The organism is Microbacterium sp. STRO-2N, from assembly GCF_057747775.1.
This window is the reverse complement of record NZ_CM173223.1, coordinates 3,773,559-3,791,758: the sequence shown is the minus strand read 5'-3', so window position 1 is coordinate 3,791,758 and position 18,200 is coordinate 3,773,559. Positions and strand designations below refer to the sequence as shown.

The following is an 18,200-nucleotide window of genomic DNA, read 5'->3' as shown; positions in this document are numbered from 1 at the left end:
CGTTCACCACTCCTCTTCATCGACGCCTGCGGCCGCTTCATCGACGCCCGCGGCGTCGGCCGAAGCCGAGGCATCCGTCGTCGTGTCGGCGCGGCGCAGCACCGTCACATCGCCTGACACGCTGTTGGCGCGCACGTCGGCGAAGTTGCCGCTGAGCTCGCCGGTCGAGCCGACGAAGTTCGTGAGGGGACCGGCGCCGGTGCCCGAGCGGACCGCGCCGTCCACGAGCACGCGGCCGCTCACGCTGCGGATGGCGTAGTTCGCCGGATAGCCCTTGTCGAGGCGCACCGTCGCGTTGCCGCTCACGGTGTTGAGGTTCACCGCGCTGAGGTCGCCGGTCGAGTCGACGAGCATCGCGCCCGAGACCGTGTCGATCGTGGCCTTGCGCAGCGCTCCCGTGGCGGCGACGTCGCCCGAGACGCTGTTGGCGCTCAGGCCGCCGACGAGCTCGCGCACCTGGACGTCGCCCGAGACGGCGTTGACGGTGAGGTCGCCGGTGAGGCCGTCGACGATGATGTCGCCCGAGACGGTGTTGAGCCGGGCGTCGTTGCGAAGGCCCGACACCAGCGCGCTCGCGCTGACGACGCCGAGGTTGAGAGCCACCGAGCGGGGCACGGCGACGCTGATCTCGGCCTTGGGCCCGCCGGCGCCGAAGTTGCGGAACACCTCGAGGAAGTTGTCCCACCGCAGCTGCGGGTGATCGATCTCGACGGTGTCGCCGGTCACCTCGATCCGCAGGTCCTTGATGGTGACGCCGTGCACCTCGATACGGGCGCCTGGCTCGTCGTGGGCGATGACGTCGATCTGGCCTCCCACGAGGCCGACCTTGAGCGAGCGCACATCCTCGATGTCGATGACGCGCGTCTCGCCCGGGTGGATGATCCACTTCTCCAGGGTCATGTCTGGTTCTCCTGTGCTGATTGCGAGGGTCATGTCGCGATATATCGCGTGCCAGAAGCATAACACGATATATCGCGTTCATGTCAAGCGTCCGTCTTCGTCGCCAGAGAACGGACGCTTGACCTTGACGCAACGTCAACCTCTAGCGTGGAGCACACGACGACGCGAACGACACGAGAGGAGGCGTCATGGACCACGATCGCGAATGGTCGATCCAGCAGATCGCGAAGCTCGCCGGCACCACCAGCCGCACGCTCCGCCACTACGACGACATCGGCCTGCTCGCACCGTCGAGCATCGGCCACAACGGCTATCGCTACTACGACCAGGCCGCGCTCGTGCGCCTGCAGCGCATCCTGCTGCTGCGCGAGCTCGGGCTCGGTCTGCCGCAGATCACCGACGTGCTCGACCGCGAGGCATCCGAAGCCCACGCGCTCGAGACGCACCTCGCGTGGCTGCGTCAGGAGCAGGACCGGCTGGCGCGGCAGATCGCGTCGGTCGAGAGCACCATCACGGCATTGAAGGGAGGTGAAGAACTGATGGCAGAGAACATGTTCGACGGATTCGACCACACCCAGTACAAGGAGGAGGTCGAGCAGCGGTGGGGCAAGAAGGCCTACGCCGACAGCGACCGCTGGTGGCGCTCGATGAGCGCCGACGAGAAGTCCGCGTGGCAGCAGCGTGCGTCCGACCTCGGCCGCGACTGGATCGCGGCCGCCGAGGCGGGCATCGCACCCGACAGCGGCGACGCTCAGGCGCTCGCGGAGCGCCACGTCCAGTGGCTCACGGGCATCCCGGGGACGCCCGCGGCCGCCCCGGGCGGCGACGTCAAGGCCTACGTCATCGGCCTCGGCGAGATGTACGTGGCCGACCCGCGTTTCGGCGCGAACTACGCGACGAGCCAGGGTGGCACCGCGGGCGCCGAGTTCGTGCGCGACGCGCTGCGCGTGTACGCGGAGGCGAACCTGTAGTCCCCTGGACAGACGGATGCCGCGACCCGGCCGGGTCGCGGCATCCGGTCTCTCCGGGATGCGGTGCCGTCGTCAGGTGTTGCGGCTGCCGCTGATGACCCGGAACAGGAACGCGATGAGCGCGATCACTCCGACGATGAGCGCGACCCACAGCAGCCAGCTCAGCGCCGAGTTGAGGCCGCCGACGATCGCAAGGATGATCGCGACGACGATGATGATGATCAGGGCGAGGTTCATAGGAGTCACTCCTTCTGCGTAGTCGATGCGCGGAAGCGCATCGGATGCCTCGTGGGCACGATCCGAGAGTGGCACCGCCAAGGGCGCGGTCGTAGGGGCTTGACGAGATTCCCGCGGCGGTGATAGCCGCGCGCGCCACGCGGCGGCTCTGGCGGGTAATGGCGCCCCGTCGCGATGTCAACCCCCGTGAGCGGGACCTCCCGCCGCCGTAGCGTCGCGGCATGAGCACCTCCGCGCCCACTGAGCCGACCGAGCCGACAGATCCGACCCAGAAGCACCACGAGGGCGGCTTCCCCTCGCAGGAGCAGGATCAGCCCGGCCACACCGACGAGATGCGTCCGACCCCGGACCACGGCGAGCGCACCTACCGCGGATCGCTTCGGCTGAGCGAGCGCCGTGCCCTCATCACGGGCGGCGACTCGGGCATCGGCCGGGCGGTGGCGATCGCGTTCGCACGCGAGGGCGCCGACGTCGCGCTGGCCTATCTGCCCGAAGAGCAGGACGATGCGGACGAGACGGTGCGGTGGGTGAGCGAGGCGGGCGTCAAGGCGCTGCCGCTCGCGGGCGACCTGCGCGAGGAGCAGTTCTGCGCCGAGATCGTGGACCGCACCGTCGGCGAGCTCGGCGGGCTCGACATCCTGGTGCTGAACGCCGCGTACCAGAAGGACCGGAACGGGCTCGACAAGCTCGAGACGGCCGAGTTCGACCGCGTGTTCCGCACCAACCTGTACGCGCAGCTGTTCACGGCGCGTGCGGCGATCCCGCACCTCAACCCCGGGTCGTCGATCATCGTGACGACATCGATCCAGGCGTTCAACCCGTCGCCTGGCCTCATCGACTACGCCATGACGAAGGCGGCGCAGGTCGCCTTCGTCAAGGCGCTCGCGCAGGAGCTGGGGCCGAAGGGCATCCGGGTGAACGGCGTCGCGCCCGGACCGATCTGGACCCCGCTCATCCCGGCGACGGGATGGGATGCCGAGCGTCTCGAGTCGTTCGGCCAGGACACGCCGCTCGGGCGTGCGGGCCAGCCGGCCGAGCTCGCCGGCGCGTACGTATACCTCGCCGGCGAGGAGGCGTCGTACACGTCGGGTGCCATCCTGCCGGTGACGGGCGGCAAGGGACTCTGACGAGAAGGAGACGTCCGTGAGCGCGGACGACGAGGGAAGGAGCATCGCATGCCCAAGGGACGCGGATCGAACCTCAAAGACCGCGAGCTGTACGAAGAGCTGCGTGAGGACGGTGCGTCGAAAGAGAAGGCGGCGCGCATCTCGAACGCGGCCGCGAGCCAGGGGCGCAAGAAGGTCGGCAGCCGCGGCGCGAACGCCAAGGACTACGACGAGCGCACCGTGCCCGAACTGCGCAAGCGTGCGAAGGAACTCGGGCTCAAGGGATACTCGGGCAAGAACAAGTCCGAGCTCATCTCGATGCTGCGAAACCACTGAACCGGCGACGCGAAGCGGCATCCGGGCTTGTCGAAGGGGGTGACGGATGCCGAGACTCGCGCGCGTGCGCCCCTACGAGGATCCCGGATTCCGCCGCGTGCGAGCCGGATCCGGCTTCCGCTACCTGGATGCGAAGGGGCGCACGCCCCCGCGGCGCCATTCGGAGCGGATCCGGAAGCTGGTGATTCCGCCGGCGTGGGAAGACGTGTGGATCAGCGTCCGGCCGGACGGGCACATCCAGGCGGTCGGCGTCGATGGCGCCGGGCGCCGGCAGTACGTGTACCACCCCATGTGGACGGCCGGCCGGGACCGCGGCAAGTTCGCTCGTGCCCTCGCGCTCGCCGAAGCGCTGCCCCGGGCCCGGGCTCGCGTCACGACGCTGCTGCGGCACTCGTCGCTCGACCGCGAGCACGTGCTCGCCGTGTCGTTCCGGCTCCTCGACCAGGCCGCGCCCCGCATCGGGGCCGAGCGGTACCTCGTGCGGCACGGAAGCCGGGGTCTCACGACGCTGCAGCGTCGGCACGCCGCCGTGGACGGTTCGCTGGTCACCCTGTCATTTCCGGGCAAGAGCGGCAAGCGGCAGCAGCTCGAGATCGATGACGAGGACCTCGCCAGCTCGATGGAGCTGCTCGTGATCGGGCGACCGCGCTCCCCGCTGCTCGCCTGGTCGCGGGGCCGCAAGCGCGTGCCGCTGACCGCGGCCGACGTGAATGAGTTCGTCCGCTCGCTCACCGGTCAGAAGTTCACCGCGAAGGACTTCAGGACGCTGCGCGGGACGATCCTCGCAGCCGAGGCGCTCGCGCGCATCGGCACCGTCGACACTGAGCGCGACCGCAAGCGCGCCGAGTCGCTGGCGGTTCGGGTGACCGCCGAGGCACTGGGGAACACCCCGTCCGTCGCGCGCGGCTCGTACATCGATCCCCGCGTGTTCTCGCGCTATCGCGACGGCCGGCTGCTCGACCTCACGGTCGCGCCGGAATCGGCGATCCGCGCCCTGATCCGCCCCGGCCGCTGAACGCAGCGTGGCCCCGGGGGTAGCGTGAACGCATGCCCCGGCGCGTCGACTCCCGCGTGCTCGCGTACGTGGCGGTCGGAGGAACCGTCGGGGTGCTCGCCCGCGCGGCGATCGTCGCGCCGCTCGGGGATGCCGAGCTCGTGCCGTGGGTGACACTGGCGATCAACCTGCTCGGGTCGCTGCTCCTCGGCGTGGTCGTCGGAGGGCTCGACGGGCGCCACCCGCACCTGCGCGCCTTTCTCGGCACGGGCGTGCTCGGCGGGTTCACGACCTACAGCGCGTTCGCGGTCGAGACGGCGCTGTGGATCTCGACGCCGGTGGTCGCCGCAGGGCTGGCCGCGGCATCCGTCGCCGGAGGAGTCGCGGGCGCGATCGCGGGGCTCTTCGTCGGACGCCGGATCGCAGACCGGCCGGGTGAGATCGAGCCGCCGGAGGCCGCCAAATGAGGGCGTGGCTCATGCTCGTCGTCGCCGTCTCGGGCGGTCTCGGCGCGGCGCTCCGGTACGTCGTGGACCTGCTGCTGACACCGGCGGAGAGCCGGCGGTTCCCGATCGGGATCCTGGTGGTGAACGTCTCGGGGTCCTTCGCGCTCGGGCTGCTGACCGGGCTCGGCACGAGCATCGCGCCCGAGCTCGCCGTCGCGGTGGGGATGGGGCTGCTCGGCGGCTACACGACGTTCAGCACCGTCTCGGTCGAGACCGTGCTGCTCGCTCAGCGACGGCGGTGGCGGGATGCCGCGCTCAACCTCTTCGGCACGCTCGCGCTCGCGCTGCTCGGCGCGGGAGTGGGTCTGCTCCTGGGAGCGTGGATCGCCGGCGCGGCCGGATGAGAACCGCATGAAATACTGAAACGGATACATTCCCGTATCGTCCTGGGCTCCCGTCCTCCGTTGCACCACCTCACCTGCGAAGGCAGCCGTGTCGAACCTCGCCGTCCTGAGTCTCAAGAACCGCGCGCTCATCGCGCTGATCACGATCGTCGCCGCCATCTTCGGCGGGCTCGCGCTGACGAATCTGAAGCAGGAACTCATCCCGTCGATCGAGTTCCCCGCGCTCATCATCGTGTCGACCTATCCGGGCGCGTCGCCCGAGGTCGTGGGCAACGACGTGTCGACGCCGATAGAGACCGCCATCCAGGGCGTCGCCGGGCTCGAGTCCACGAGCGCCACCAGCACCACCAACGCCTCGGTCATCCAGGCGTCCTTCACCTACGGGACCGACCTCGCGACCGCCGAGCAGAAGGTCACGCAGGCGATCAACCGCATCGAGAACCAGCTGCCGGAGGGCGTCGAGCCGCAGGTGCTCACCGCGAGCATCGACGACTTCCCGGTCGTGCAGCTGGCGGTGACCGGCTACGACGACGAAGAGGCGATCCAGGCGCAGCTCGAGGCATCGGTCATCCCCGACCTCGAAGACATCGAGGGCGTGAACACGGCGACGATCGTCGGCGGCGTGGGGCAGAGGATCACGGTGACGCCCGACCAGGCCGCGCTCGCCGAGGCCGGCTTCACGCAGCAGGCGATCACCGATGCGATGGAGCAGAACGGCGTGCTGTTCCCGGGCGGCGAGGTCACCGAGGGCGAGCAGACGCTCACGGTGCAGACCGGGTCGAAGATCACGACGGTCGACGACATCGCCGCGCTTCCGCTCGTGCCGACCACACCGGAGCAGGCCGCGGCGGGCACCGTGACGATCGGCGACGTCGCCACCGTCGAGCAGGGGACCGACCCGGTCACCTCGATCTCGCGCGTCGACGGCGAGCCCGCGCTGACCATCGCGATCACGAAGCTTCCGGCTGCGAACACCGTCGACGTGTCGCACGCGGTGCTCACGCTGCTTCCCGAACTGGAGGACTCGCTCGACGGCGCCGAGTTCACCGTCGTGTTCGACCAGGCGCCTTACATCGAGCAGTCCATCGAGACGCTCGCCGTCGAAGGCCTGCTGGGCCTCGTGTTCGCCGTGCTCGTGATCTTCGTGTTCCTGCTGTCGGTGCGCTCCACGCTGGTCGCGGCGATCTCGATCCCGACGAGCGTGCTCATCACATTCATCGGCATCCAGGCGTTCGGCTACTCCCTCAACATCCTCACCCTCGGTGCACTCACGATCGCGATCGGACGCGTGGTCGACGACTCGATCGTCGTGATCGAGAACATCAAACGGCACTACGTCGGCGATGCCGACAAGCTGGCGTCGATCAAGCTCGCGGTGCGCGAAGTCGCGACCGCCATCACGTCGTCGACGATCACGACGGTCGCGGTGTTCCTGCCGATCGCGTTCGTCGGCGACATCACCGGCGAGCTGTTCCGGCCGTTCGCCCTCACCGTGACCATCGCGATGTCGGCGTCGCTGCTGGTCGCGCTCACGATCGTGCCGGTGCTCGCGTACTGGTTCCTCAAGCCCGGCAAGCCGCTGCTCGACGCCGACGGCAACCAGGTCGACCCTGAGGCGGCCGACGCCCCGCCGTCGCGCCTGCAGAGGTCGTACCTGCCGATCCTGCGCTGGACGCTCAAGCACTCGTGGGTGACGCTGCTGCTCGCGGTGCTCGTGCTCGTCGGCACCGCGGCTGCGGCGCCGTTCATGAAGACGAACTTCCTGGGCGACTCCGGCCAGAACACGTTCACGGTCACGCAGGACATCGGGGCCTCGCCGAGCCTCGAGGCCGAGGACGCCGCCGCGCAGCAGGTCGAGGAGGCCCTCATCGGCATCCCCGGCATCGAGACCGTCCAGGTCTCTATCGGCTCGAGCGGGTCGCCGCTGCGCGACGCCTTCTCAGGCGGCGGCGCCGGGATCACCTACTCGATCACGACGGATCCCGACGCCGACCAGGTCGCGATCCGCGAGGACGTGCAGCAGGCCGTCGCCGACCTCGAGGACGTCGGCGAGGTCACCGTGGCGGCTGCGGGCGGCGGATTCGGCTCGAGCGACATCGAGATCGACGTCACCGCACCCGACTCCGAGACGCTGCAGGAGGCCACCGACGCGGTGGTCGACTCGGTCGAGGGTCTCGACGGCATCGGCCAGGTGTCGAGCAACCTGTCGGCCTCGCTCCCGTACATCGCCGTCGTCGTCGATCGCGACGCCGCCGCTTCGCTCGGACTGTCGGAGGTCGCCGTGGGCGCCCTCGTGTCGAACACCATGCAGCCGCGCTCCATCGGCACGGCCGAGATCGACGACACCTCGCTCACGGTCTACCTCGCCGCTCCCGAGACCCCCGCATCCCTCGACGAGCTGCGGCAGCTGCCGGTGCCGACCGCGGCCGGACCCGTCCCGCTGGAGGAGGTCGCGACCGTCGAAGAGAGCGAGGGTCCGGCATCCATCACCACCGAGCGAGGCCAGCGCACCGCCACCGTGACGGTCACGCCGTCGATCGACGACCTCACCGCCGCGACCACGGCGGTCACCGAGGCGATCGCGGACGCCGACCTGCCGGCATCCGCCGACGCGTCGCTCGGCGGGGTGGTGTCGCAGCAGCAGGACTCGTTCTCGCAGCTCGGCCTCGCGCTGCTGGCCGCCATCCTGATCGTGTACATCGTGATGGTGGCGACGTTCAAGTCGCTGCGCCAGCCGCTGCTGCTGCTGATCTCGGTGCCGTTCGCCGCGACCGGCGCGATCCTGCTGCAGATCGCCACCGGCGTGCCGCTCGGCGTCGCCTCGCTCATCGGTGTGCTGATGCTCATCGGCATCGTGGTGACGAACGCGATCGTGCTCGTCGACCTCGTGAACCAGTACCGCGCCAAGGGCCTGTCCGCCCGCGACGCGACGATCGCCGGCGGCGCGCGACGCCTGCGCCCGATCCTCATGACGGCGCTCGCGACGATCTTCGCGCTCACTCCGATGGCGCTCGGCATCACCGGTCACGGCGGCTTCATCTCGCAGCCGCTCGCGATCGTCGTCATCGGCGGACTGGTGTCCTCGACCGTGCTGACCCTGCTCGTGCTGCCGACGCTCTACAACCTCGTGGAAGGGGCGAAGGAGCGTCGCGAGGCACGACGCCGCGGCGACGACGGCGGTGACGGTGGCGACGGCGGCCCGGCTCCCGAGGGCGGTTCGCCCGACGGGACGGATGCCGCGGCCGAGCCCGCGCTCGTGGGTGCGCGTGCGACGGAGGCGGGGTTCGAGACGCGTCGTCAGCGGCGTCTGCGGGAGGCGGCCGGTGCGGCCGGCGCCGCAGCGATCGCGGTCCCGCCGCTCGAGGAGGCCCCTGACGTCGAGGTGCCGGAGGACGCGGAGCCCGGCGGGGAGCCGGTCGACGCCCCCGCGGCTGAGCCCGGCGCCGGGGTCGAGGCGTACGTGCCCGAGGGGGCCGCGGCTGAGGTCGACGACCAGCAGAGCGAGCCCGTCGAGGGCGAGGACGTGCAGCCCGAGGATGCAGCTGAGGCTGAGCCGATCGAGGGTGAAGTCGTCGAGCGTGAGCCGGTCGCGGAGGCGTCCGCTTCGGACGCCGAGCATCTCGGCGCCGAGGGCGAGCCCCAGCTTCGGGCCGAGGCCGAGGCCGGAGACGGACCGGGATCCGAGGGTGAGCCTGAGCCCGAACCCTCAGCGCCGGTTGCCGAAGGCGACTCGCAGCCGGAGCCCGAGCCCGGCGCCGACGAGCCCGGCGCCGACGAGAGCCGCGACTGAGACGCGGAAGCAGGGGTCGGTGACCTGACGCGCCGGGACTCGGCATCCGTCGCCGGTGTGTCGGGGTGACGGACTGGTGTTTCGCGCCCCCGGATCCGGGGGTCAGGTCGTCGGCCCGAGCGTCAGGCGGAGCGCTGCAGCCACGGGCGCAGTAGGCGCGTCACCCAGGGCAGCACCGCATAGGTCATGACCGGGGTCAGCAGGATGGTCGTCAGCAGGACCCTGGCGATCAGCGGCCACTCGCCGAAGCCGGGGACGAACCCGAGGAGCCAGGTCGCCAGGAGGTTCGTCGGGAAGAACCCGAGCCAGATCGTGACCGCCTGCTTCCAGCGCGGGGGCGCCGCCGGGATCGGCTGCTGGATCGGCCCGGTCCGCGACGGCTCGCCGCCACCGTGCGCCCCGGTTGCACCGGCCGCACGCGACTCGACCGTCGTCGCGAACGGAGCGTCGAACCAGCCTTCGATGCCGGTGCGTCGCTCGACGCGGACCTCGCGGGCGAAGGCGCGACCCGAGTCGAGCCACCACGCACGCTGGGGCGACTGCTCCCAGTCCTCGAGGGTCGAGATGTCGCGGAAGCGGTAGAGCATGTACCAGAGGTCGCTGCCCTCGCCGGCGCGGACCCAGCCTGAGCCGAGAAATCCAGGAAAGCCGCTCGCGAGATCGGTTCCTGCCTGCATCCAGCTCGTGGCTTCGACGGTGCGGGCGGGATCGATGCGTCGTTCGATCGCGACGGTGATGGGGTGGGCCACGGGTTCTGCCATGTCGTCCATTCTCGGGCGACCTCGTCCATGCGCGAGACCGGCCCCGGGCGCCAGCTCGCGCGCCGGCTCGGTGCGGATGCGGCCCGGCGAGCGCGATGCGGAGCGGAACGCAGCGTGCGGTGCGGTCGAGTGAGGCCGGTGGCCGGGCCACGGCGGACGAGCGCGCGGGGGAGGGACAGGAGCCAGACGCCCATCGACACGAACGCGACCAGCTCGAACAGGGCGAGGGTGATTAGCCCCGCGGTGAGGACGACCATTCCCGCCGCGAGCAGCGCGACGCACACCGCCGTGGCCCGCCGGAAGCCGCGGCTGCAGCCCGGCAGCGCGAGGGCGCTGACGACGATCGCGAGGAAGGAGAGGCCGAGGCCGCTCGCGATGATGTCGTGCATCACCGGGCTCACCGGGATCGGGACGAGACCGACGGCCGTGAGATGCAGTCCCGCCGAGACGACGGAGCCGCGGAACGCACGAGCCGCGCGGCGACCGGTCTGCGGAGGAAGTGCGACGGCGAGGAACACGCCGTACGCGGCGAGGAAGAACCCCGAGAACATCACCGTGGTGTTGAACGTGCGGGCCGAGAAGTCGGTGAACGTTCCCAGCTGCGAGAAGTGGTGGTGCCACCACAGCGGGTCCTGCGTGGTGAGCGCCGCGACGATCACGCCCACCGGGAGCGACAGCACCGCGAGGCGGCCGATGCCGTGCGCGACGGCGTCGTGTGCGGGCTCCGCGCCGGAGCGTGCCGGACGCGGCGAGGGAACGGGCGTGGACACGGCGACATCGACGATGGCGCCTATGGCGAGAGGAGCTGGTGGTGCTTCAGATGCGTCGGCGAGGGTCGTGGGAGGCATGCGACTCACGATCGGTTCTGTGGCGCACCTGCCGGTACCGGGCCGCCCCCAACGGGACCCGACACCGGGGCCCGCCAGTACGACAACAACAGAATTCCCCAGTCAGCGGCAAGCCGCTAGCTCACACAGTAGCCCGGACAGCGGAAAGAATGCTGGTTGTCTTTCGCATCGCTAAGGATTTGCGCAGGATGCGCGCGGGTACGCTGGTGCGGTCGGCTCCGGCCGCCGCGCGGGTTCGGGCGGTGTGCGAGTCCACACGGACGCACAACGAGGAAACGCGCATGCCCAAGAAGAAGAAGCCTGCCGGCGGCCGCGCCGCCAAGAACTTCGACCCCCGGTACAACCCGAAGTACCGCGCGGCGAAGGACGCCGGGCGCGGTGCCGGCGACGAGCCGAAGCGCCGCCCCGGCGAGGCCTCGGCGGGCAAACCGGGAAGCCGAAGCCCCGGTCATCGCGGCTTCCGCGCGCAGGCTCCGGATGCCTCCGCCAAGCGCCGCTGGTCGGAGCAGGAGCGGGCGGGGCGGGATGAGGCACGGGCGATCCGCACCCACGCCCGCGACGGGCGCACCGGCTCCGAACCCGCGACGCCGTCGAAGGGCCGGCCCGACCGGGATCGTCGTCCGGCGGACCGGGAGAATCGCCCCGTCGACCGTGACCGCCGTTCAGCCGGCAGCGACCGCCCCACCGAGCACCACCGCCGTCGCGAGACCGCCGGTGCACGACGCGAGACCTCCGGTGCACGACGCGAGCCCGACCGTGGCGGCCGCGGCCCCGCGCGGAGCGACGCCCAGCCAGCCGAGCACCGGCGGCTCGACGCCCAGGCCATCGCACCCGGTGATCTCGCCGGGGCCACCTTCGGCGACCTCGGCCTCGGCCAGAACATCGTCAAGGCGCTCGACGAGCTCGGGGCGCGGCATCCGTTCGCGATTCAGGCCGCCACGATCCCGCCGATCCTCGAGGGACGCGACGTGCTCGCCCGTGGCCGCACCGGATCGGGCAAGACGATCGCATTCGGCGCGCCGCTCGTGGAGAGCATCCTGCGGTCGCAGGCGGGGCAGAAGCGCGAGTTCGGCCGTGCGCCGCGTGCGCTGATCCTCGCACCGACCCGTGAGCTCGCGCTGCAGATCGATGCGACCATCCAGCCGATAGCGCGGAGCGTCGGGCTGTTCACGACCCAGATCTACGGCGGGGTCTCGCACGGGCGGCAGCTCGGCGCCCTCAAGAAGGGCGTCGACATCGTGATCGGCACGCCCGGCCGCATCGAGGACCTCGTCGAACAGCGAGCGCTCGACCTCTCTGCGATCCGGGTCACCGTGCTCGACGAGGCGGACCATATGGCGGAGCTCGGCTTCGTCGAGGCGGTCCAGCGGCTGCTGCGCCGCACCCCGCGCCGCTCGCAGAAGCTGCTGTACTCGGCGACGCTCGACCGCGAGGTCGAAGCGCTCGTGGCCGAGTTCCTCTCCGATCCGGCGGTGTACGAGGTCGCCGGCGAGACCCAGGCGACGGCGGCGATCGACCACCGCGTGCTCGTCATCGATCACCGCGACAAGGCCGAGATCCTCCGGGCGCTCGTCGACCGCCCGGGCAAGACGCTCGTGTTCACGCGGACCCGCGCCTACGCCGAGATGCTGGCCGAGCAGTTCGAGCAAGCGGGGGTCCGCGCGCTCGCCCTCCACGGCGACCTCGACCAGGCTCGCCGCACCCGCAACCTCGAGCGACTGACCTCGGGCAAGGTCGGCGTGCTGGTGGCGACGGATGTCGCGGCACGCGGCATCCACGTCGACGACATCGACCTGGTGATCCAGGCCGACCCGCCGGACGAGTTCAAGTCGTACCTGCATCGCGCCGGCCGGACGGGACGCGCCGGGCGCTCGGGGACCGTCGTGACCCTCGTCACGCGCCAGCGCCGCGCACGCCTGGCCGAGCTGCTCGAGCGCGCCGAGATCGAGGCGCCGTTCGACGAGGCACGCCCCGGGGTCGCGATCCTGGACGAACTGCGCGCCGCGCGCTGACAGCTGCCCGTTACGCCGGCTCAGCCGGGGGTCTTCCCTCGCAGCGGTCGCTCATGCCAGAATGAGCATACGGTATTTGTTAGGACGCTTACCTAAATCGCTCCGACGGATGCCGCCCCACCGCAACCGAAGGAGCTTGTGTGTCCCCCCGCAGAATCCCGGCTCTCGCAGCCGCCGTGGCCGGAGCGCTCGTCGCCGGCCTGATGGCGGCATCCCCTGCCGTCGCCGCCGCCCCTCAAGACCCCACCCCCACCACGACCCTCAACGGGTACCGCAACGTCGGCTACTACGGCCAATGGCGCGCGACCGGCGAGGCCCAGGCCACGCTCAAGCGGCTGTTCGTCGACACGGCCGCCGGCGAGAACCTCACGCACCTCAACTACTCGTTCGGCAACATCGCCGGCGACCAGGCGGCGCTCGACGCCGCGCGTGCGGCCGGCGTGCAGGGCCTCGACGAGGTCGAGCCGTACACGTGCTTCATCTCCGACACGCCGGCCGCCGGTCCCGGGCTCACCGACACCGCGGGCGACGCCGACAGCGACTTCGTCCACGCCTTCACCGCCGAGCAGTCTGTGCTCGGCACCCCGGACGGAAAGAAGCAGAAGCTCGCCGGCAACTTCAACCAGCTGCGGCAGCTGAAGCGCCTGTACCCCGACCTCAAGGTCAACATCTCGCTGGGCGGCTGGTCGTGGTCGAAGTCGTTCTCGAAGGCGGTTGCGACACCCGAGCTGCGCGCGGGGCTCGCCGAGTCGTGCATCGACCTCTACATCCGCGGCAACCTGCCCGAGATCGACGGCCGCGGCGGCGACGGCGTCGCGACGGGGATCTTCGACGGCTTCGACCTCGACTGGGAGTGGCCGGGGGCCCCCGACTGGGCCCAGGAGGTCGGCAACAGCGTCGACCCGGTCAACGACAAGGCGAACTTCCTCGCGTTCGTCGCCGAACTGCGGGCGCAGCTCGACGCGGTCGAGGCCGAGAGCGGCGCGGAGTACGAGATCTCGGCGTTCCTGCCGGCCGGACCGACCCAGATCGCCGCGGGCGGCTGGAACTCGCCGGAACTGTGGGCGCACCTCGACTACGGCAACCTGCAGGGCTACGACCTGTGGGGCTCATGGGCGGCTGAGACCGGGCATCAGGGCAACGTGTACGGCGACCCCGCGCACAACTGGGGGCTCGGCCTCGACACCGTCGTCGCCTCCTACATCACCGCGGGCGTCGACCCGGCGAAGCTCAACCTCGGCCTCGCGGCCTACGGGCAGGGATGGCGGGATGCCGAGCCGCAGCCGTGGAGCGTCTCGGGCGGCGGCCTCGGCCAGATCACGTGGGACCAGCTGAAGGCCCGCGACCTCGAGATCCATCACGAGTACACCGCCGACGGCGCGTTCAACGCGACGTGGGGCTACGACGCCGCGACCCGCGAGTTCTGGTCGTTCGACGACGAGCTCGCCGTCGCCGAGAAGACAGCGTGGGCGATCTCGAAGGGGCTCGGCGGCGTCGACTTCTGGGAGATCGGCAACGACGTCGCGGGCGATCTCTCGGCGGCATCGGCCGACGTGCTGCGTGCCGCGGCGGCGGGGCCGGTCGCCGGTTCGCCCGCGCTCCTGTGCGCGCAGACCCCGGATGCCGCGGCCGAGCCGTGGAACGCCCGGACGACGTACCGCGGGGGAGAGCTGGTGTTCCTCGACGGGCGCGTGTACGAGGCGCAGTGGTACGCGAAGGGCGACGAACCCGGTGCATCCGTGCGCGGCCCGTGGAGCACGCTGACCGCGTGCGGGGTCGACCCGGCGACTGTGCAGGACTGGTACGCCGACCGCATCTACGCGAAGGGCGACCAGGTGATCTACGACGGGGTCACTTACACCGCGCAGTGGTGGAGTCGCGCCGACGAGCCCGGCGCCAAGCACGGACCGTGGACGCGCTGACCGGCCCGCGCCGACACCCCTGATCGGCCCAGGGCGGGCACGCCACCCGAAGGCGCGCCCGCCCTGCGGCGTCCAGCGGCGGGTCGCGATGCACAGAAGCGGAGGTCTCGGTCGACACGCCGCGTGGCGGCATCCGTCGTCGGCGTGTCGGCGAGATCCCCCCGCATCCGTACACGCCGGTGCGCGCCCGTCGTGCCGTGAGTTCGCGACGGGAACGGATGCGGCCGCTCAGGCCACGTGTGCGCTCACGGTCGCGACGAGCACGGGGTCGGCGCCCAGGCTCGCGAGCCGCGTCCGCAGCGCCGTCGCGGCGCGCGCGTACGGCTCGGCGCTCGCGTAGAGCAGCGAGCGGGTGTTGGCGGCCTCGAGGAACGACACCATCTCGAACGTGAGCTGCCGGGCGTCGACGAGCTCGGGCAGCTCGCCCGCGGCCATCGCGTACTCGATGCTGACCGTGAGGTAGTCCTCCCACTCGCTCGACGCCGCGACGATCGCGTCGCGGACGGGCCCCGGCTTGGAGTCGAACTCGACCGAGGTCGCGGCGAAGAAGCAGCCCCCGCGGAAGACGCGGGCCTCGGAGTACTCGATCCAGTGCGTCAGGAGGGCGCACACGCGCGCGAGCCCCCGTTCGGTGCCGGCGCGCGCAGGGGCGACGACGTGCTCGATGAAGACCTCGCGGGCCGCCGCGACCACGGCGAGCTGCAGCTGCTCCTTCGAGCCGAAGAGCGTGGCGACTCCGCTCTTGCTGTGGCCCGCGGCATCCGCCAGACGCCCGATCGTGAGACCGTCGAGCCCGTCGACCGATGCGGTGTCGACAGCGTGCGCGAGGATCGTGCGCCGTGACTCGTCGCCGCGCACGCGCCGGCCGTCGATCCGCTCTTGTGCCATGGGTCCATGTTACCGTACGATCGTTCGTATTCATACGTACGATCGTTCGTACACTTCGAGATCGGAGAAACCCATGGACCTCGGACTCGCGCTCGCCGGCACGTCCGTCCGTGCCGCATCGGCCGTCTCCCCGCGCTGGGGAGCGTCGATCGCGCTGCCGCTGTTCGCCTACGTGTCGAAGCCACGGCCGGTGCACGTCGATGATGAGCCGACGATGTCGCGTGCGCTCCGCCGCACCATCCGGGTCGCGGGAGTCGATCGCCGCGGCGTCGACGTCGTCGTGTACGAGTGGGGCACGGGTCCTCGGACCGTCGTGCTCGCCCATGGCTGGAATGGCCGGGCCAGCCAGTTCGCGACGCTCGTGCGCGAGCTCGTCGCCGAGGGCTACCGGGTCGTCGCCTTCGACGCGCCGGCTCACGGCGACTCCGCCGGACGACGCACCTATCTCGTGGACTGGGTCGACGTGCTGACGCAGCTGCAGACGCGACACGGCAGGTTCGCCGCGGTGGTCGGTCACTCGTTCGGCGGGCTCGGGTCACTCGTATCGGTCGCCGGTGGCATCGAGGCGGAGCGCGTGGTCACGGTCTCTTCACCGGCGGACGCCGAGCTGCTGCTCGCGCAGTTCCAGACGATGCTCGGCTACTCCGATGGGGTCACGCGCGAGCTCACCGCGCTGTTCGCCCGGCGCTACTTCCCCGCCGACCAAGACCCGTTCGCGTGGCTCAGTGCCGTCCGTCGACCACTGCCGCAGGGCACTCCGCTGCTGGTCGTGCACGATGAGCGTGACGGCATGGTGCCCTTCGACGAGGCCGCCCGCATCGCCGGGGCCAACGCCGGCTCGATCTCGCTCACCACGACAGGGCTCGGGCACAGCCGCATCCTGCGCGCGGATGCTCTCCTCGACGCGGTGCTCGAGTTCGTGACGACGGATGCCGCGCCCCGGCCGGCTGCGCAAGCCGAGGCCGCTGCACAGCACGCGACGCCCGAGCCGGTGTCGGCACTCGCCTGACGGCCAGGCCGTCGGTCGGGCGGGCGGAGTGTCAGTTCTCGGGGTCGTGTCCCGGGGCCACTCGGGCGCGTTCGTCGACGGCCTGCACGGCGAGAATCGCGACCTTGCCCACGAGCGCAGCGATCAGCAGGATGCCGCCGAACGAGGCGCACACCGCCCCGATGAGCGGCAGCAGTCCTGGGCTCGAGAACGCGAACATCAGGCCGGCCACGAGCAGGATCGGCCCGAGGACGATCCAGATGCCGACCAGGACATCGAGCTTGCGCAGCGAGGGGGTCACGGTCGGAGCCTACCGAGCGACTCGCACCCGGCAGGCGTCCCGGTGCGTTTCGACCTCAGAACAGCGGCGTCGCCGTCGGGGCGGCTCGCGCACCGGCGGGGCGTGCAGCCGCGCGGCCACGCGACGTCACGACGATCGACGCAGCACGTGCGTCGGCTCGCGCAGCCAGTCCCGAGACCGGCGTGCCGCGAGGCTGGTCGTCTTCGGCGCGTCCGTCGAGACCGTGCACCCGCAGCAGCGGCCGCACGCGCTTGGCGAGCCACGCCTTGTACGCTTTCGGCGCGTTGGCGCTCATGCCGGGGTACAGCCCGCGATACGACGAGACCAGTTCCGGATGCCGCTGCTCGAGCCACTCGAAGAACCACTGCTTCGCCCCGGGGCGAAGGTGAAGGGCCCCATAGACGACACGCACTGCGCCCGCCTCCTTGATACGCGTGAGGGCGTGATCGATCGCCGCGATGGAGTCGGTGAGGTGCGGGATGATCGGCATCAGGAACACCGTGACCCGGAACCCGGCCTCGGTCGCCGCCCGCACGGTCTCGAGTCGAGCGGTCGCGTTCGGGGTGCCGGGCTCGATGAGATGCTGCAGCTCGTCGTCGAACACCGCTATCGACATCGCGAGGGTCACGTGCACGGTGGCTGCGGCATCCTTCAGCATCGGCAGGTCTCGGCGAAGCAACGTGCCCTTCGTCAGGATCGAGAACGGCGTGCCCGACTCGGTGAGCGCCGACACGATGCCCGGCATGAGCTTGTACCGGCCCTCGGCGCGCTGGTACGGGTCGGTGTTCGTGCCCAGCATCACCGGATCGCGCTGCCACGACCCGCGCCGCAGCTCCCTCTCGAGCACGTCGGCGACGTTGATCTTGACGACGACCTGCGTATCGAAGTCCCGGCCCGCGTCGAGCTCGAGGTATTCATGCGTCCCGCGGGCGAAGCAATATACACACGCATGGGAGCAGCCCCGATAGGGGTTCACGGTCCAGTCGAAGGGCATCGCTGATGCACTCGGCACGTGATTGAGCGCGGACCTGCAGAGCACCTCGTGGAACGTCACTCCGGCGAACTCGGGGGTCGTCACCGAGCGCACCAGACCGTTGAGCTGCTCCATGCCCGGCAGGGCCGCGGCATCCGCCACGCCCAATTCCTGACCCTGCCACCGCATGAGTCCATGAGAACAGATGTTCGATCCGACGTCAAGACACGACGCGCACGCCTCGAACATCAAGAAGCGACTGATGCCTCGTCCCTCGCGCCCATCCGACGTTCGGGCCAGAATGGCAGACGTGACGGTGCCCG

16 protein-coding genes and 1 pseudogene are annotated in these 18,200 nt (G+C 70.7%); 10 read left to right on the top strand and 7 right to left on the bottom strand.

Annotated features, from left to right (window positions below; genetic code table 11):
* Positions 1 to 3 precede the first annotated feature (3 nt).
* Positions 4 to 900 carry a DUF4097 family beta strand repeat-containing protein gene (locus AC3ANN_RS17415; RefSeq protein ID WP_488338639.1) on the bottom strand — a complete coding sequence of 299 codons (897 nt, stop codon included), beginning with the start codon at positions 898 to 900 and terminating at the stop codon, positions 4 to 6.
* Positions 901 to 1,088: 188 nt separating this feature from the next.
* On the opposite strand from AC3ANN_RS17415, the gene AC3ANN_RS17410 reads away from it, so the two are divergent.
* Positions 1,089 to 1,871, top strand: a complete 783-nt coding sequence (locus AC3ANN_RS17410; protein ID WP_488338638.1) for a MerR family transcriptional regulator — start codon at positions 1,089 to 1,091, stop codon at positions 1,869 to 1,871.
* A 72-nt stretch (positions 1,872 to 1,943) separates the two neighbouring features.
* Here the strand turns inward: AC3ANN_RS17410 and AC3ANN_RS17405 are convergent, their stop codons facing one another.
* Positions 1,944 to 2,108: a hypothetical protein gene (locus AC3ANN_RS17405; RefSeq protein ID WP_164861705.1), complete on the bottom strand. Its 165-nt coding sequence runs from the start codon at positions 2,106 to 2,108 to the stop codon at positions 1,944 to 1,946.
* A gap of 221 nt (positions 2,109 to 2,329) precedes the next feature.
* Between AC3ANN_RS17405 and AC3ANN_RS17400 the strand changes: the two genes are divergently transcribed.
* The 6 genes from AC3ANN_RS17400 to AC3ANN_RS17375 all read left to right on the top strand — a co-directional run bounded on the left by AC3ANN_RS17400 (position 2,330) and on the right by AC3ANN_RS17375 (position 9,184).
* Entirely contained in the window at positions 2,330 to 3,235 is a 906-nt protein-coding gene (locus tag AC3ANN_RS17400) for an SDR family oxidoreductase (RefSeq protein ID WP_488338637.1), read from the top strand.
* A 48-nt stretch (positions 3,236 to 3,283) separates the two neighbouring features.
* Positions 3,284 to 3,550 (top strand): DUF7218 family protein, encoded by a 267-nt coding sequence (locus tag AC3ANN_RS17395; protein WP_488338636.1) that lies wholly within the window; start codon positions 3,284 to 3,286, stop codon positions 3,548 to 3,550.
* A 46-nt stretch (positions 3,551 to 3,596) separates the two neighbouring features.
* On the top strand, positions 3,597 to 4,565 hold the full coding sequence (locus AC3ANN_RS17390; protein ID WP_488338635.1) for a DNA topoisomerase IB: 969 nt from the start codon (positions 3,597 to 3,599) through the stop codon (positions 4,563 to 4,565).
* 32 nt (positions 4,566 to 4,597) lie between these two features.
* Complete coding sequence (locus tag AC3ANN_RS17385; protein ID WP_488338634.1) at positions 4,598 to 5,011, top strand: fluoride efflux transporter FluC; 414 nt, start codon at positions 4,598 to 4,600, stop codon at positions 5,009 to 5,011.
* Entirely contained in the window at positions 5,008 to 5,394 is a 387-nt protein-coding gene (gene crcB, locus AC3ANN_RS17380) for a fluoride efflux transporter CrcB (RefSeq protein ID WP_488338633.1), read from the top strand. The genes AC3ANN_RS17385 and crcB overlap by 4 nt, the downstream gene beginning before the upstream one ends.
* Before the next feature lie 88 nt (positions 5,395 to 5,482).
* A complete protein-coding gene (locus AC3ANN_RS17375) occupies positions 5,483 to 9,184 on the top strand; it encodes an efflux RND transporter permease subunit (protein ID WP_488338632.1) in 3,702 nt (1,233 codons plus the stop codon).
* A 122-nt stretch (positions 9,185 to 9,306) separates the two neighbouring features.
* On the opposite strand, the gene AC3ANN_RS17370 is transcribed toward AC3ANN_RS17375, so the two are convergent.
* On the bottom strand, positions 9,307 to 9,945 hold the full coding sequence (locus AC3ANN_RS17370) for an antibiotic biosynthesis monooxygenase (RefSeq protein ID WP_488338631.1): 639 nt from the start codon (positions 9,943 to 9,945) through the stop codon (positions 9,307 to 9,309).
* A gap of 233 nt (positions 9,946 to 10,178) precedes the next feature.
* A pseudogene (locus tag AC3ANN_RS17365) lies at positions 10,179 to 10,793 on the bottom strand (DUF998 domain-containing protein); the annotation flags it as partial.
* 281 nt (positions 10,794 to 11,074) lie between these two features.
* On the opposite strand from AC3ANN_RS17365, the gene AC3ANN_RS17360 reads away from it, so the two are divergent.
* Together AC3ANN_RS17360 and AC3ANN_RS17355 are read left to right on the top strand one after the other, a co-directional pair.
* Positions 11,075 to 12,805: a DEAD/DEAH box helicase gene (locus tag AC3ANN_RS17360; protein WP_488338630.1), complete on the top strand. Its 1,731-nt coding sequence runs from the start codon at positions 11,075 to 11,077 to the stop codon at positions 12,803 to 12,805.
* A 140-nt stretch (positions 12,806 to 12,945) separates the two neighbouring features.
* Positions 12,946 to 14,727 (top strand): glycosyl hydrolase family 18 protein, encoded by a 1,782-nt coding sequence (locus AC3ANN_RS17355; RefSeq protein WP_488338629.1) that lies wholly within the window; start codon positions 12,946 to 12,948, stop codon positions 14,725 to 14,727.
* Between the two features lie 228 nt (positions 14,728 to 14,955).
* On the opposite strand, the gene AC3ANN_RS17350 is transcribed toward AC3ANN_RS17355, so the two are convergent.
* Positions 14,956 to 15,615 (bottom strand): TetR/AcrR family transcriptional regulator, encoded by a 660-nt coding sequence (locus tag AC3ANN_RS17350; protein ID WP_488338628.1) that lies wholly within the window; start codon positions 15,613 to 15,615, stop codon positions 14,956 to 14,958.
* Positions 15,616 to 15,688: 73 nt separating this feature from the next.
* Between AC3ANN_RS17350 and AC3ANN_RS17345 the strand changes: the two genes are divergently transcribed.
* A complete protein-coding gene (locus AC3ANN_RS17345; RefSeq protein ID WP_488338627.1) occupies positions 15,689 to 16,624 on the top strand; it encodes an alpha/beta fold hydrolase in 936 nt (311 codons plus the stop codon).
* A gap of 31 nt (positions 16,625 to 16,655) precedes the next feature.
* Here AC3ANN_RS17345 and AC3ANN_RS17340 read toward each other — a convergent pair whose 3' ends face one another.
* Both AC3ANN_RS17340 and AC3ANN_RS17335 read right to left on the bottom strand, forming a co-directional pair.
* On the bottom strand, positions 16,656 to 16,904 hold the full coding sequence (locus AC3ANN_RS17340) for a hypothetical protein (RefSeq protein ID WP_488338626.1): 249 nt from the start codon (positions 16,902 to 16,904) through the stop codon (positions 16,656 to 16,658).
* 55 nt (positions 16,905 to 16,959) lie between these two features.
* Entirely contained in the window at positions 16,960 to 18,066 is a 1,107-nt protein-coding gene (locus AC3ANN_RS17335) for an Rv2578c family radical SAM protein (RefSeq protein ID WP_488338625.1), read from the bottom strand.
* Positions 18,067 to 18,200: the final 134 nt, after the last annotated feature.

Bases quoted from the DNA above. Each gene is read 5' to 3' on its own strand.
- AC3ANN_RS17360 (WP_488338630.1), top strand. From the start codon at position 11,075: ATGCCCAAGAAGAAGAAGCCTGCCGGCGGCCGCGCCGCCAAGAACTTC.
- AC3ANN_RS17405 (WP_164861705.1), bottom strand. From the start codon at position 2,108: ATGAACCTCGCCCTGATCATCATCATCGTCGTCGCGATCATCCTTGCG.
- AC3ANN_RS17385 (WP_488338634.1), top strand. From the start codon at position 4,598: ATGCCCCGGCGCGTCGACTCCCGCGTGCTCGCGTACGTGGCGGTCGGA.
- AC3ANN_RS17415 (WP_488338639.1), bottom strand. From the start codon at position 900: ATGACCCTGGAGAAGTGGATCATCCACCCGGGCGAGACGCGCGTCATC.
- AC3ANN_RS17390 (WP_488338635.1), top strand. From the start codon at position 3,597: ATGCCGAGACTCGCGCGCGTGCGCCCCTACGAGGATCCCGGATTCCGC.
- AC3ANN_RS17350 (WP_488338628.1), bottom strand. From the start codon at position 15,615: ATGGCACAAGAGCGGATCGACGGCCGGCGCGTGCGCGGCGACGAGTCA.
- AC3ANN_RS17345 (WP_488338627.1), top strand. From the start codon at position 15,689: ATGGACCTCGGACTCGCGCTCGCCGGCACGTCCGTCCGTGCCGCATCG.
- AC3ANN_RS17370 (WP_488338631.1), bottom strand. From the start codon at position 9,945: ATGGCAGAACCCGTGGCCCACCCCATCACCGTCGCGATCGAACGACGC.
- AC3ANN_RS17395 (WP_488338636.1), top strand. From the start codon at position 3,284: ATGCCCAAGGGACGCGGATCGAACCTCAAAGACCGCGAGCTGTACGAA.
- AC3ANN_RS17400 (WP_488338637.1), top strand. From the start codon at position 2,330: ATGAGCACCTCCGCGCCCACTGAGCCGACCGAGCCGACAGATCCGACC.
- AC3ANN_RS17410 (WP_488338638.1), top strand. From the start codon at position 1,089: ATGGACCACGATCGCGAATGGTCGATCCAGCAGATCGCGAAGCTCGCC.
- crcB (WP_488338633.1), top strand. From the start codon at position 5,008: ATGAGGGCGTGGCTCATGCTCGTCGTCGCCGTCTCGGGCGGTCTCGGC.
- AC3ANN_RS17335 (WP_488338625.1), bottom strand. From the start codon at position 18,066: ATGCGGTGGCAGGGTCAGGAATTGGGCGTGGCGGATGCCGCGGCCCTG.